Genomic DNA, 13,614 nt, shown 5'->3' with positions numbered 1-13,614 from the left:
ACTATAACACAGATTTAATGGGCCTTGAGAGCAGAAATCAAAAGCAAAAACTAGGACTTCTTATAAATATTTCCTATAGCCCAAGCGTCCCTGAACCATTTTTGAGCGGATTTCGCTAGAAGGACAGCCTCTAAAAAGCAAAGCAGGCCTTCTCTATTGAGAAAGACCTGTGCAAGCATAAACAAACTGCTTCTGTTTACAAATCTAAGAAATTCTATAAAAATGTATTCGTTAGAATGATTCTATCATCTACTGAAACTTTCCGCCGTGAGAAAAGTGCTAGAAACACTTGTTTCTAGCACTCGGGAGTTTTGAGACCATAGGCTCAAAACTAAGTCATGGAACTTCTTCGAAGTTCGCTGACGTCCGTACTCACCTAAGGAAAGTTTTTTTGATGATTTCGTCCTCATTCTGACAGGCCTTCTCTACTGAGAAAGACCTGCTTCTACGAGGAAGTAATTTCCTCTATTTTTCTTACTTTCATTAGGCTAGTTTGACACAGAAGGCATCCCAAGGGGCCAACTTGCCTGATTCGAGGACTTGTTCTACCTTGGTATTGGCAATGAGAACCTCTTCAACCCCATTGACGAGCGGTAAGTCTTGCTCTTGACTGGAGAGATTGACAACCACCAGATAGGCTTGCTCTCCTTCTACCCGCTTGTAGGCAAAAACCTTGTCTGCTGCGTCCACCAATTCATAATCAGCGGTCACAAGCCAAGGGTGTTCTTTTCTCAAAGCAATGAGGGCTTGGTAGGTATAGAAAATAGAGTCTGGATCTGCTAGGGTAGCCTCAACATTGATCTCTTTGTAGTTTGGGTTGACCGCAAGCCATGGACGACCTGTCGTAAAGCCGGCTTCTGCTTCATCATTCCACTGCATCGGCGTCCGGGCATTGTCCCGACCAATATGGCGGATTTGGTCCATGATCACTTCGAGCGGAACCCCTTTTTCTAAGGCTTCATGAGCATAGTTGATCGACTCGATATCTTCTACATCCTCAAGGCTCTTAAATGGATAATTGGTCATCCCGATTTCTTCCCCTTGATAGATATAAGGAGTTCCCTTCATCAAGTGAAGCAGAATCGCTAAAGCCTTGGCAGATTTGACACGATAGTTCCCATCATCCCCCCAAGTTGACACAATCCGTGGCAAATCGTGATTGTTCCAAAAGAGGGAATTCCAGCCTTCCTCTTCTCCTAATTCCGTCTGCCACTTGGTGAAAATTTCCTTCAATTTAGGCACATCCAATTCCTTGGCGTAGTGCCACTTTGGTTGACCCGGTTGGTATTGAAGACCGATGTGTTCAAATTGGAAAACCATGGACAATTCTTGATTTTTTGGATTGGAGTATTGCTTGGCAATCTCTGGAGTCGCCCCCCAAGTTTCTCCTACTGTGAGCAGATCCTTATCGCCAAAGGTCGCTTGATTCATTTCCTTCAAGTAAGGATGGAGCATGGGACCATTGCTGATGATTTCCTGATCTGGGATCTTACCGATCATATCGATCACATCCATACGGAAGCCACCAATTCCCTTGTCAATCCAGAAATTCATCATGTCATAGATCTGATGGCGAAGCTCCTCATTTTCCCAGTTAAGGTCTGGTTGCTTCTTGCTAAAGTTATGCAGGTAGTATTGGCCTGAAGCTTCATCGAATTCCCAAGCAGAGCCACTAAAAGCAGAAATAATGCCATTGGGCTCATCGCGCCAAATATAGAAATCCCGCTTTGGACTGTCTGTGTTTTCACGCGCCTCAATAAACCAAGCATGCTCATCAGAGGTATGGTTGACCACCAAGTCCATGATGATTTTGATCTTGCGTTTCTGACCTTCTGCGATCAACTCTTCCATATCTTCCATGGTACCAAAGATGGAGGCAATATCCTCGTAATCCGAGATGTCATAGCCGTTATCATCCATAGGACTCTTGTAGACTGGCGAGAGCCAGATGGCTGTAATCCCAAGCTTTTCCAGATAGTCTAGCTTGCTCGTGATCCCCTTGAGATCCCCGATGCCATCGCCATTACTATCCTTGAAACTTTTTGGATAAACTTGGTAAATTACGGCATTATGCCACCATTTTTGTTCCATTTTTTCTTCTCCTTTATGATTGTGAAATCACTTTCATCATACAAAAATAGGGGTGAAATTGCAAGAGTTTACAAGTCTTCTCCCTCTTCACTGGAATAAATCACTTCAAAGAGACGTTGGCGCAAGCCTTCCTCCAAAGGTGTGATGACCTTCATCAACTGTTTCCAATCCTTGGCTCTTGAACAAGCCGCAAATAATTCATTTTTCCTATCGTAGGCCAGGTTGGCAGATTTTAAGAGCTCAAACATCCGATCTTCTTTGGCAATAGGATGCAATTGCAGCTCACCCATCGCAATTTCTTGACTTTGATTGTCCACTATGATAGGGTCCGTCTCAAAGGTATGGAGCAAGAAACGGTGCTGTCTCTTTTCAGGAAGCAAGGCTAGATCACCTGACAGATCCATCCTAATCTTTTTTTCATCCCAATCGACTGTTAGGCGGGTTTCAACCTTGCTAGCTCCTTCTCCTTCGACGAGTACGAAGGAACGATTGTCACCTGGGAAGAGATGCCAGTCCAGCATTTCTGGAAGGTCTACTCCTGTCTGTGGTTGTGCATCCATAGGGATGATGGCTCCTGCACGTGCAAAGACCGGAATATCCTGGCTGGTCCTAAAGACCGTAAGCTTGCCTCTTCCTTCATACTTCCAATCATGGAAGAAATCGTACCAAACGCCGTCTGGGAACCAAACACTCACAGAAGCACTATGAAAGACAGGATCCAGCGCTTCGGTAATTGGTGCCACCATGAGTTCACTGCCAAAGAAATATTGATTTTTCGCTTCATAAGCCTCTTCTTCGTTTGGATAGTGGTAATAGAGAGGTTGAACCAAAGGCAGGCCTTCTTCGTGCGTCGCCACATTCATGGTGTAGAGATAAGGCAGTAAGCTATGGCGCAGGCGCAAATACTGCTTCATCAAGCGACAGGTCTCAGACGAGTAAAACCACGGTTCCTTGCTGTTAAAGGCATTACAAGAACTATGAAGACGATTGATCGGGCTAAAAACCCCAAACTGCAACCAACGAAGAGCCAAGTCTTCATCATAGTAGCCCCGCATATGGCCACCGATATCATGACTCCACCAGGTGTAGCCGATATTGGAAGCTGTGCTAGTAAAATAGGGTTGAAAGGCTAGGGATTCCCAAGTCACAATAGTGTCCCCTGAAAAACCAATCGGATACCGATGGCTGCCGGGACCCCCATATCGTGATAAGATGAGACCAGCTTGGCCTTTTCGGCAATTATCTACATAATGATAGTGATTTAACAACCAAAGGGGATCCATCTTGCCATGACTACCTTGCTGCCAATCAATCCACCAAAAGTCCACTCCTTGATCTTCCAAAGGATGGTGGACATCTTCGAAATAAGCTTCGCGAAAGGCTGGACTATAAAAGTCAAAGCTAGCCGCTTCTTCTTTTTCAGCATCCAGTCCCAAGCGTTTTGCGACCATGGGATAAGCATCTTCAAAGGCGCGAATTCCATCTGCCGGATGGACATTTAAGGTCACCTTTAAACCACGCTCATGCAGGCCATTTAAGAAGGCAGCTGGATCGGGAATCAAATCCCGGTTCCAACTATAGCCCGTCCAACCACTTCCAAAGCGAGCAGGAATCGCCGTCTTGTGCCAGTCCATATCGATCACACTGACTGCAAGAGGCACCCCTTCTGCTTTGAAACGATCCATCAAATCTGTATACTCCTGACTGGTATAAGGCCAATACCGACTCCACCAGTTTCCCAGAGCATAACGTGGCAAGAGGGGTGGCTGTCCTGTCAGATGGTAAAAATCTTTTAAGGCGCCTAGATAATCGCGCCCATAACCGAAGAAATACAGATCCACTTCTGGATAGGGGCGTGCTCTAAAGCCGCTTTCGTCATCATACAAGTAGGAAGCGGAATCGTCTAAAAGAGCATAACCGGCCTTGCTCAAGATCCCATCTTGCAACTCCATAGCCCCATCGACCTCGTCAAGTGTCCGACTGGTCCCCTTTAAGGTCTCCGGCTGATCTCCATAGTGCCACCGGCTCCCATAGACTGCATACTGACCCTTGAGCTCGATAAAAAGCCGATCCGGTGTAAAAGGTCCCTTTTCAAAATGGAGGTGGAGATGCTCCGTATGAAGATCGAGGACCTCTTCTGTCTCTACGACCTCACAGGCTACAGGTCCAAAATCACGATTTTGCACAACTTGCGTCTGACCATCCTCAAAAACACCATCCTCTGAGTATTCCAAGCGCACCAAAGATTCCGTTAATACGGAGATTCGGTAGTTCTCTCCCTGTATCACTGATCCTGCCATTTGTCTTTCCTCCTCTTTTTATCTACTTCGCCTTACTGTGTAAACGTTTACGATTTTACTATAGCACTCAAAAAAAGGCCTGTCAACACCTGACAGAGCCTTTCCTAAAATTTTATAAGATCAACTTCCCCAATGAATCAAGAGATACATGAGACTCGATCCAAACATATCTGCCAAGGCATGCATGAGGAAAAATGGCAAGAGATTCTTGACGACCTTGAGGACGGACGTTAGGTGAAATTATCCAGTGGATGATTTCAGCAATCCAGGAAGTTCTATGACTAAATTAAGATACAGAGGGCGTCTGCGGAGTAAAAATTAAAAATCATTTTTCTGCAGAATCATTTCACCTATTTCAGTTAAAAAATAGGTGATCAACATTCTGAGGCTGGGACAAAAGTCCTAGCCTCAGAATTGTTTTTGGATTGTTGAGCAAGACGCAGTGGTTGAGCGGACTCTACTACGCTGATTTCATCAGCTTTTACAGCCCTACTCAACTGTGCGGAGGTGGGACGACGAAATCGAATTCTAATGAATTACCGATTTCTGTCCCACTCTCAATTACACGATTAGTCTAACAAGTCTTGGATTCTATCCAGATACTGGTTGTCTGTCACCGCCATCACGCGCACCCCTTCTGGCCAGATAAAGTCGGGAGCAATCTGAATATGAAGCGGTTGATCTTCCGCATCTCGATAACCAATAATGTTGAGATGGTACTCCTCTCTGACAGCCAAGTCCTGAAGACTTTTTCCTACCCAGCTGGATGGAACCGTAAACTCGACTACTACCACTTCTTCATCCAACTGGAAAACTTCAATCCGGTGTTGGAAAAGAACCATTTTGGCGAGGGACATGCCTGCTTCTACCTCTGGCAGGATGACCAAATCAGCCCCAATCTTTTCCAGAATTTCTTTGGTCACTTCATTTTTGACCTTGGCAATGACGTGCTCGACACCTAGTGCCTTACAGTGCATGACAGCCAGCACACTGGACTCCAGGTTTTCACCCGTCGCGATCACGACTGTGTCACAGTTCCCAATATCTGCTGCATCCAAGAGGTCCAACTCCGTAATGTCTCCAACAATTCCAGTCGTAATCATGGATTCATATTGGTTGATCACATCTGCGTGATCATCAATCGCAACAATATCCACATCCTGGTCTTGCAGGGTTTTCAGGACACTCTGTCCAAAAATTCCTAATCCTAAAATTCCAATGGTTCGATTTGCCATAAGTTTCTCCTATCCGATAATGATGTCTGCTTTAGCATATTGCAAGGCATCTGCCTTCTTAGCTTTGTAATTGTTCAAACTGACCATGAGGGTCAAGGGGCCGATCCGACCGATAAACATAAGCACCATGATGATCCCCAGCCCTGCTCCATTTAAGGTCGAGGTCACATTGGCTGTCACGCCTACTGTCGCTAGAGCCGATACTACCTCAAAGACCAGGTACAAAAAGCGTTGACCATCCGGAGTCACGAGACAAAGGCCAAAGAGTCCAAGGAGAAAAGTCAACTGGAAAATCACTGCCGTCCCCAAAGAGCGTTGGACCAAGTCTGGTGCGATGGTGCGCTTACCCAGGTTGGTATGTGGCAAGCCGAGCAACTCTTTGCGCGCTAAGAGAATCAGCACCAAGAAGGTGGTGATCTTCATCCCCCCTGCTGTCCCGCCTGGTGCCCCACCTAGGAACATCTGTAAGAGATAGATAAAGAGCGTCACTGGCCGGACTGCTGTATAATCCAACGAGGCAAAACCAGCCGTCCGCATACTGACAGTTTGGAAGAAGCTGACCAAGATCTTCTCTCCTAACGGAAGGGACCCAATCGTTGCTGGATTATTAAACTCGGTCATAAGACTAGTCACTGTCCCAAAGAGAAGGATCGCCGCCGTTAACCAGAGAACCACCTTGGTATGGAAGCGAAGAGTTCGCCGCCCTGATTGATTGCGGGCCTTGGTGGCTAGGTCAAACCAGACCATGAAGCCCAAGCCCCCAGTAATAATAAGGGCAGACAAGGTCAGATTGACCAACCAATCGGTCTGGAAGCTCATCATACTATCGCCTCCAAAATTATCAAAGCCCGCATTACAAAAGGCCGAGACCGCAACAAAGATGGAGTTAAAGATCCCATGCCCCCAGCCAAAGCGAGGGATAAAGCGGGTCATGAGGAGCAAGGCCCCCACCCCTTCGATGGTAAAGGTGGTAATGAAGATGGAGCGGACAAAACGGGCTAAGCTCTGGTTATTGCTAAAGCTAAAGCTGTCCCGGATGGTCTGTCGGTCCTTGTAGCTGAGCTTTTGACGACCTTCCATAAAGAAGAGACCGATAAAGGTCAAGATCCCTAGGCCTCCGATCTGGATCAAGAGCATACAGATCAATTGCCCCAAACCATTATAGGTCGAAGCCACCGACTGGGTAAAGAGCCCCGTCACACAGACCATGGAGACCGCTGTAAAGAGGTGGTCGATATAGCCTGCTTTTGAGCTCGCTTGCTGGACAAAAGGCAGACTCAATAAGAGCGAGCCCACCAGGATAACCAAGGCAAAGCTGAGAAAGATTCGCCTTGCCGGAGACAGGCTTTTAATTTTGGCCTGCCATTGTTTAAAAAATAATTTGACTAACATAGCTTCATTGTATCATAAAAAGTGAAAAGACCTACAAGTGATGAACCATCTCTAGGCACAATTCTAGGGCCTTCTCAAAAGCTTCAGCCCCCCAGTCACGCTGGTCATAATTTTCTAGGTCTGCAAGAGAATCTGCGGTAAATAGGAGCAAGCCCCAAACTGCATCACGAAGCTGGGCGACTGCTGCAAGTGAGGCACACTCCATCTCCACAACACGACACCCTTCTTCAATGCGATAGGCCACCTTGTCAGGTGTTTCTCTATAAAAACCGTCCGTCGACCAGGTCATGACCTCTTGATAAGGAATATCTTTTCCTTTCAAGACAGTTTCAATGGCGGTCAGTGCACGACTGTCCACTTCGATATAACGAGAAGGCGCTACATAATGGTAACTGGCTCCCTCATCTCGCAAGGCCTTGGTCGGGATCAAAAAGGCATTTTCTTCTATGTCCACCAAGACGCCACAGCTTCCTGAGGAAATGATTTTCCTCACCCCATAGCCAATCAACCAATCCATGAATTGGGCAGCAGGTGCAGATCCAACTGGCGCTTGTGCCAAGCAGACTTTCTCCCCTTGGTGCTCCAGAACATAGACTGGATAAGCCTTGGTAGCTGAAACAAAGGTAGCCACTTGCTCAGCTCCAACAGTTTTGGCAAAGCGATCAATCTCATCCTCCAAGAAAGCATACACACATTTTTCAGGTAGGTGCAGATCAAGTCCCTCATGGGTCGGCATAATGACTGCCTGCGGGTTGTCATCAAACTCTAAAATAGGAATTTCATGTTTTTGGATCATCCCTTCTCCTTTTTAATGGGTATTTCTTTGATGACACGGGCTGGGTTTCCTGCAAGGACCACATTGTCACCAAAAGACTTGGTCACGACTGCCCCAGCGCCAGCGACCACATTATCACCCAGCGTGACACCAGGAAGGATGGTGACCCCTCCTCCTGCCCAGAAATTGTCCCCTATCGTAATCGGAGCTCCGTACTCAAGACCCGAGTTGCGCTCATCTGGATCCAGCGGGTGTAAGGGGGTCAAAAATTGGCAATTGGGACCAATCATGGCATTCTTTCCGATCGTAATGGGACAAATATCCAACATGGTCAAATTGTAATTGGCATAGAAATTTTCTCCTATATGGATGTTGCCCCCATAATCCACAAGAACCTGGCGATTGAGATAGAGGTTTTCACCGGTTGATCCAAACCACTCTTTGATGATGGATGCCCCCTTTTTAGGATCCACCTCTTGGTTAAAGGCCTCTTGTTTCTCCCGAGAGGCTTTTGCCAAAGCCCGTAATTCAGGGTCCGCAGGTCTATAATAGTCACCCGCAATCATTTTTTCATATTCACTGGCCATAAGGAAACCTCCACGTTATTTTGACATATTATAGCAGAATTTCCCCTTTAAAACAAACGTCAGAATAAGGCTTTACAAGGAAAAAGATCATAAATGCTTAAAAATAATTAAAAACACTTGCATTAACTTAATAAATGATGTAGAATATAGGCAAGAACAGAAACAAGGAGCGAGCTCATGTATCAGGAACAACGACTCGAAAAAATATTAGAACTCTTAGAAGAGCGAAAACAGCTATCGGCTAAAGAAATGGTCGACTATTTCAAGGTCTCAAAAGATACCATCCGTCGAGACTTCGCTCTCCTTAGTCAGCGCCAGCTGGTCCGCAGGACCCATGGTGGACTCCTCCCCTTAAACAAAGAACCCGGCCCTTCTTACCTAGACCGTAGTCAGAAAGCCAACAAGGAAAAGACTGCTATGGCTCAAAAGGCCCTGCAATTGATCCAAGATGGCCAAGTGATCTTTCTCGACGTTTCTACCTCGATGACCCTGCTTGCTGGCTTGCTTAATAAGGAAGTCACAGTCTATTCGCATTCCCTTGACAATACCATCCAGCTCAGTAGCCATTCCCAGGTTGACTTTCATCTTTTAGGAGGAAAATTCTACCCTAAAAACCGCTTCTACTATGACGCGAATCAAGCACAAATACTGGACAATCTTCGCTTTGATCTCGCTTTTTTTGGAGCGAGTAGCTTAGCCAATGGCGAAGTCACCTTTGAGGATGCTGAAGACGTTGCCGTCAAGTCTCTCGTTTTTGAACGAGCTCGTACCAAGGTGCTGGTGGCAGAAAGTACCAAGTTCCACCAACATGCCAACTACTATCTCGCTCGTCTCCAACAATTTGACTATTGGATTACTGATCAAAAACCAAGCCCTGACATCCTTAAACAAGTCGGCAACGAAACCACTATTCTCTATTAGGAGGTAATCTTTATGTCTCACATTCGTCTCATCATCAGCGATATCGATGGCACCATCTTAAATGACCACCATCAGATTGACCCAGAGTTGGCAGCATTGATCCCAGATTTAAAGCGTGAAGAGATCCCTTTCGTGCTAGCCTCTGCTCGCTCCCCCAAAGGAATGGCACCCATTGCCAAAGAACTCGGTATAGAAGACTGCCCCATGGCCTGCTACAACGGGGCCTTGATTCAAAAAGGCGAGCAGGTTCTGTTTGAGCATCCCTTAGACAAGAATGAAGCTCGTCAGTTTATCGACTGGGCCAACCAACACTTCCCTCAAGTTTCGATCAACCTCTATAGCGGAAAAGACTGGATGACCGATCATCTCGACCAATGGAGCCGAGAGGAAGCCCGGATTACAGGGGAAAAACCTCTTATTCTTCCCCTATTGGATCCTTTGCTGGATATGACAAAGCCCCTCCACAAATTGCTCTTAATTGGAGATGCAGAAGAGATCCAAGCCCTCTATCGTGCTATTTCTGCCGATGACTTCCCTTCTACCGCCTTTTATCTCTCCAAAGCCAACTACCTAGAAGTTACTGCTAAGCACGTCTCTAAAGAGGATGCTCTGGTTGAACTCGCCAACCACTACCACTTGAGCTTAGAAGAAGTCCTCACCATGGGGGACAACTTCAATGACCTTCCTATGCTCAAAAAAGCAGGCATCGGTGTCGCTATGGGCAACGCTCCTCAAGAGGTGAAAGACGAAGCAGCAGTCGTGACAAAGGACAATAATGAAAACGGGGCTGGGCAAGCGGTTGAAACCTATGTGTTGATCTAGTCATCCGTTTAAAAAGGACGTCGAGTATAATACCCGACGTCCTTTTTGACGAATGTATAGCACTAAAACTACATCATTTTCATATAAATGCTATCCCAACAATGTCTGCAGAATTGGAACCACAATCACAAATAAGACTGTGCTGAGAGTGACCACATTCGTTGAAAACTCAACATCGCCTTTACCTTGATTGGCAAGGATAGGAAGAACTGCCAAGGCTGGTGTTGCTGATTGAATCATAAAGGTTCTAAATTCTGGTGCCACCATATTTGGAGAGAAGAACTTCAGAACCAAGAGCATGATGACCGGTGCAAGAATAAAACGACCAACCAGTGTGATAATGGTATCTTTATCAAAGCGAATTGTCTTAAGTCCTGCCTTAGCTAGGACGATACCGATATAGACAAGAGATAAGGGCGTTGTTAAACTACCAATATAAGTCAAGGTACTTTCCGCAAAACTTGGAACAGGAATACGTAACACCAAAAAGACGAGGGCTACGAGAAAACCTAATAAAGGAGCTGGGAAAAGCTTCTTCCAATTAAATTTTTGAGCCTGTTTTGAAGCCCCTTCTTTACTATCAGAAGTCATCAGATAGACACCTAATGTCCAAGTAGATACTGTATTTGTAATATAATAAACCAAGAAGTAAGGAAGGGCTTGATTTCCAAACAAAGCGATATTTAAAGGCAAACCAATAAATATGGTATTGGCATTAACAAAGGTATTAATCATGGTTCCTCGGCGTCCTGGGCGCACTTTAAAAACTTTCACTGCGATAAAGGCCGCTAGGTAACCAAGAATGAAGGCGATAAACGTATAGAGCAAACCGCCAGACAAGCTAATCAATTTATCTAAAGTTAAATATTTAAGAACAGAGGTAAAAATTGCAACAGGCATGGCCACGTTCATAATCAGTTTAGATAAGTCATTTCCGAAGCTCTCTTGAAACCAACCACGGACTTGCAAGAAATAACCAAGAATGATGATGACGATAATGGGCACAATACTCTGAATTGAAGTTAAAAAGATTTCCATAGTCTCCCTTTCTATCTAACAGGATATACAAGAAAAGGTGTACGAGGCATCCAGTCGCACTCGTACACCCCATTCCCATTTACTTATTTATATTCTGGGTACCATTTTAAATTACGAACTGCTTTAGCCATATCTGTTTCTTGAGCACGCGCAAGACCTTGTTCTTGCGCTTTTTTAGCAACTGCTTCTGCTACTTTGATAGACACATCAGCTACATACTTGAATGGAGGTAAGACTGGTGCTCCTGGTTCGCCTGGATTGACAATACCACTCAATGAATGTGCGGCAGCTCCAATCATTTCATCCGTCAACAGACTCGCTTCAGAAGCCAGCATACCAAGTCCAAGACCTGGATAAATCAGTGCGTTATTCGCTTGACCAATCACGTAGTCCACACCTTTATAGGAAACTGTACCAGCTGGAATTCCTGTTGCAACAAATGCTTTTCCGTCTGACCATTCGATCAAATCTTTGGCACTTGCTTCAGCTAGTTTGGTTGGGTTTGACAATGGGAAAATGATAGGATGTTCAGTGTTTTCACACATAGCTTCTACAATTTCTTTTGTGAAAGTATTTGGCTGAGTTGAAGTTCCCACAAGAATGGTTGGTTTAACCGTCTTCACTACTTCAAGAAGGTCCGTCAACTGATCTGCATTGGCAAAATCAGAACGTTTCTTAGCAAATGGTTTTTGTTGCGGCGTTAAGTCATCCATATCATCAAAAAGGAGACCTTGTTTGTCGACCATAAAGAAGCGTTTATAAGCTTCTTCTTCAGGCAGACCTTCACTAACCATTTCACGAAGGACACGAGAAGCAATCCCTGCACCAGCAGTCCCACCACCATAGCAGAGATAAACTTGATCCGTTAATTTTTCACCTGTAATATCCAATGCCCCAAAGATCCCACCAAGGGTTACAATACCAGTTCCTTGGATATCATCGTTAAAGGTTGGGATTTGTTTTCGATATTTTTCAAGGATGTTGGCAGCATTTAAGCGACCGAAATCTTCCCAGTGAAGGTAGAGTTTAGGGAAAAGACGTTCTGCAGTTTGGACAAATTGATCGATAAAATCATAGTAACGATCACCACGCACACGTTCGTGGCGATTTCCCAAGTAATTAGGATTGTTACGAAGTTCTTCACGATTGGTACCTGCGTCAATGACCAAAGGAAGTACCATTGAAGGATCAATTCCTGCAGCTCCAGTATAGACCATCAGTTTCCCAACAGAAATATCGACACCATTTGTACCCCAGTCACCAATACCGAGAATACCTTCTGCATCTGTCACAACAATAAGACGAATTTCACGATCACCCGCTGCATTTTTCAAAGTCGCTTCGATATTTTCAGGGTGATTGATGTCAAGATAGGCCGCATATTGTGGGTCTACAAAAAGATCGCTATAGCCTTCGATGGTATCGGCAATAGTTGGATCATAAACAATGGGATTAAACTCTTCCAAATGTTGAGCAAATAGGTAGTAAAATAGAGTACGATTTGTATTAAAAATTTCCATTAGGAACAAACGTTTTTCCAAATCATTAACCTTTGTTTGCATTTGCGCATAAGTTTGCGCTGCTTGTTCTTCAATGGTTTGAACGTAAGGTGGTAGGAGGCCAATGAGACCTAGTTGCTTACGTTCCTCTAAAGTAAAGGCAGTTCCTTTATTGAGGAAAGGGTTGTTTAAAATATCATGTGCAGTCATCATGTGACCTCCTTATTAGTTTAATTTATTATACCACTTATTTGCATTAAATGACACTTTGTTCTATATATGATACAATATGAATGAATCACTCAATGAAAGTTCAGGCGATACAACCGAAAATGATGCGATTTCAATAGATAACAAAATAATAGGTTTATCCATCACTTCCTAGATAGTCACGGTCATCTCTTAAAAAAGCCTGTTCCTTTCCACCTTTTAGAAGGTTATTCTCATCAAAAGATCCACTGTTTTCAGGTACTCTTTTTTCCACTTATGATGATCAATACCTATAAAAACCATAGATAATAAATCTAAAATATGTTTGTTATAAAATACTTTGTTTTGTTTAAGGTGTTATTTTTGTCATTTAAAACTTGTATTCTGGTTACATGAAAACAAAACATTATTTACAACGGTATATAGCGCAAAAGGTCAAATATTTGCGAAAAAAACAAAACATGAGTCAAGAGGAGCTATCGGAACGGGCAGATCTTGGATTAAAATACATCAATCAATTGGAAAATCAAAACGTGAATCTGACCATTCACAGTCTTGAAAAAGTCATTTCTGCTCTTGAGTTAACGCCTGAAGAATTCTTCAATTTTGATTCACTCGAAGCGTCTTCAGATCCTACTGACAGCCTTTCACTTAAGAGAGTAAACATGAAAATTAAACAACTTCCAGTTGGAAAAAGGGAAAAGATCCTAACGATTTTTGAAGATCTTTTAGATAGCCTTTAAT

The 13,614-nt window shown here is 44.4% G+C and carries 11 protein-coding genes and 1 pseudogene; 3 read left to right on the top strand and 9 right to left on the bottom strand.

The features are described from left to right. Positions 1-483 precede the first annotated feature (483 nt). The 7 genes and pseudogenes from QM870_RS05280 to QM870_RS05250 form a co-directional block, all read right to left on the bottom strand. A complete protein-coding gene (locus QM870_RS05280; RefSeq protein WP_414368905.1) occupies positions 484-2,091 on the bottom strand; it encodes an alpha-glucosidase in 1,608 nt (535 codons plus the stop codon). 68 nt (positions 2,092-2,159) lie between these two features. Beyond that, complete coding sequence (locus tag QM870_RS05275; RefSeq protein WP_414368903.1) at positions 2,160-4,391, bottom strand: glycoside hydrolase family 31 protein; 2,232 nt, start codon at positions 4,389-4,391, stop codon at positions 2,160-2,162. Between the two features lie 120 nt (positions 4,392-4,511). Then, a pseudogene (locus tag QM870_RS05270) lies at positions 4,512-4,607 on the bottom strand (CPBP family intramembrane glutamate endopeptidase); the annotation flags it as partial. A gap of 353 nt (positions 4,608-4,960) precedes the next feature. Next, positions 4,961-5,626, bottom strand: a complete 666-nt coding sequence (locus tag QM870_RS05265; RefSeq protein ID WP_023919047.1) for a potassium channel family protein — start codon at positions 5,624-5,626, stop codon at positions 4,961-4,963. 9 nt (positions 5,627-5,635) lie between these two features. Beyond that, positions 5,636-7,018 (bottom strand): TrkH family potassium uptake protein, encoded by a 1,383-nt coding sequence (locus tag QM870_RS05260; RefSeq protein WP_070449318.1) that lies wholly within the window; start codon positions 7,016-7,018, stop codon positions 5,636-5,638. 31 nt (positions 7,019-7,049) lie between these two features. Beyond that, complete coding sequence (locus QM870_RS05255; RefSeq protein WP_070466515.1) at positions 7,050-7,814, bottom strand: nucleoside phosphorylase; 765 nt, start codon at positions 7,812-7,814, stop codon at positions 7,050-7,052. Continuing rightward, positions 7,811-8,380 carry a sugar O-acetyltransferase gene (locus QM870_RS05250; protein ID WP_049474101.1) on the bottom strand — a complete coding sequence of 190 codons (570 nt, stop codon included), beginning with the start codon at positions 8,378-8,380 and terminating at the stop codon, positions 7,811-7,813. The genes QM870_RS05255 and QM870_RS05250 overlap by 4 nt, the downstream gene beginning before the upstream one ends. 177 nt (positions 8,381-8,557) lie before the next feature. Between QM870_RS05250 and QM870_RS05245 the strand changes: the two genes are divergently transcribed. Next, a complete protein-coding gene (locus QM870_RS05245) occupies positions 8,558-9,301 on the top strand; it encodes a DeoR/GlpR family DNA-binding transcription regulator (protein WP_070449325.1) in 744 nt (247 codons plus the stop codon). Positions 9,302-9,313: 12 nt separating this feature from the next. Beyond that, positions 9,314-10,123, top strand: coding sequence for a Cof-type HAD-IIB family hydrolase (locus tag QM870_RS05240; protein WP_125826582.1), 810 nt, complete (start codon positions 9,314-9,316; stop codon positions 10,121-10,123). A 90-nt stretch (positions 10,124-10,213) separates the two neighbouring features. On the opposite strand, the gene QM870_RS05235 is transcribed toward QM870_RS05240, so the two are convergent. Beyond that, entirely contained in the window at positions 10,214-11,161 is a 948-nt protein-coding gene (locus QM870_RS05235; protein WP_023919058.1) for an AEC family transporter, read from the bottom strand. Positions 11,162-11,244: 83 nt separating this feature from the next. Continuing rightward, positions 11,245-12,870 (bottom strand): malolactic enzyme, encoded by a 1,626-nt coding sequence (locus QM870_RS05230; RefSeq protein WP_247919918.1) that lies wholly within the window; start codon positions 12,868-12,870, stop codon positions 11,245-11,247. A gap of 392 nt (positions 12,871-13,262) precedes the next feature. On the opposite strand from QM870_RS05230, the gene QM870_RS05225 reads away from it, so the two are divergent. After that, positions 13,263-13,613, top strand: coding sequence for a helix-turn-helix domain-containing protein (locus tag QM870_RS05225; RefSeq protein WP_023919061.1), 351 nt, complete (start codon positions 13,263-13,265; stop codon positions 13,611-13,613). Position 13,614: the final 1 nt, after the last annotated feature.

This window comes from Streptococcus parasanguinis (assembly GCF_047463195.1).
Lineage (GTDB): Bacteria > Bacillota > Bacilli > Lactobacillales > Streptococcaceae > Streptococcus > Streptococcus parasanguinis_R.
The sequence above is the reverse complement of the archived record's forward strand: the minus strand, read 5'-3'. Positions and strand labels throughout refer to the sequence as shown.

What these genes read in the sequence shown, in the direction of transcription:
- QM870_RS05280 (WP_414368905.1), bottom strand. Translation starts at nt 2,091, where the DNA reads ATGGAACAAAAATGGTGGCATAATGCCGTAATTTACCAAGTTTATCCA.
- QM870_RS05275 (WP_414368903.1), bottom strand. Translation starts at nt 4,391, where the DNA reads ATGGCAGGATCAGTGATACAGGGAGAGAACTACCGAATCTCCGTATTA.
- QM870_RS05265 (WP_023919047.1), bottom strand. Translation starts at nt 5,626, where the DNA reads ATGGCAAATCGAACCATTGGAATTTTAGGATTAGGAATTTTTGGACAG.
- QM870_RS05260 (WP_070449318.1), bottom strand. Translation starts at nt 7,018, where the DNA reads ATGTTAGTCAAATTATTTTTTAAACAATGGCAGGCCAAAATTAAAAGC.
- QM870_RS05255 (WP_070466515.1), bottom strand. Translation starts at nt 7,814, where the DNA reads ATGATCCAAAAACATGAAATTCCTATTTTAGAGTTTGATGACAACCCG.
- QM870_RS05250 (WP_049474101.1), bottom strand. Translation starts at nt 8,380, where the DNA reads ATGGCCAGTGAATATGAAAAAATGATTGCGGGTGACTATTATAGACCT.
- QM870_RS05245 (WP_070449325.1), top strand. Translation starts at nt 8,558, where the DNA reads ATGTATCAGGAACAACGACTCGAAAAAATATTAGAACTCTTAGAAGAG.
- QM870_RS05240 (WP_125826582.1), top strand. Translation starts at nt 9,314, where the DNA reads ATGTCTCACATTCGTCTCATCATCAGCGATATCGATGGCACCATCTTA.
- QM870_RS05235 (WP_023919058.1), bottom strand. Translation starts at nt 11,161, where the DNA reads ATGGAAATCTTTTTAACTTCAATTCAGAGTATTGTGCCCATTATCGTC.
- QM870_RS05230 (WP_247919918.1), bottom strand. Translation starts at nt 12,870, where the DNA reads ATGACTGCACATGATATTTTAAACAACCCTTTCCTCAATAAAGGAACT.
- QM870_RS05225 (WP_023919061.1), top strand. Translation starts at nt 13,263, where the DNA reads ATGAAAACAAAACATTATTTACAACGGTATATAGCGCAAAAGGTCAAA.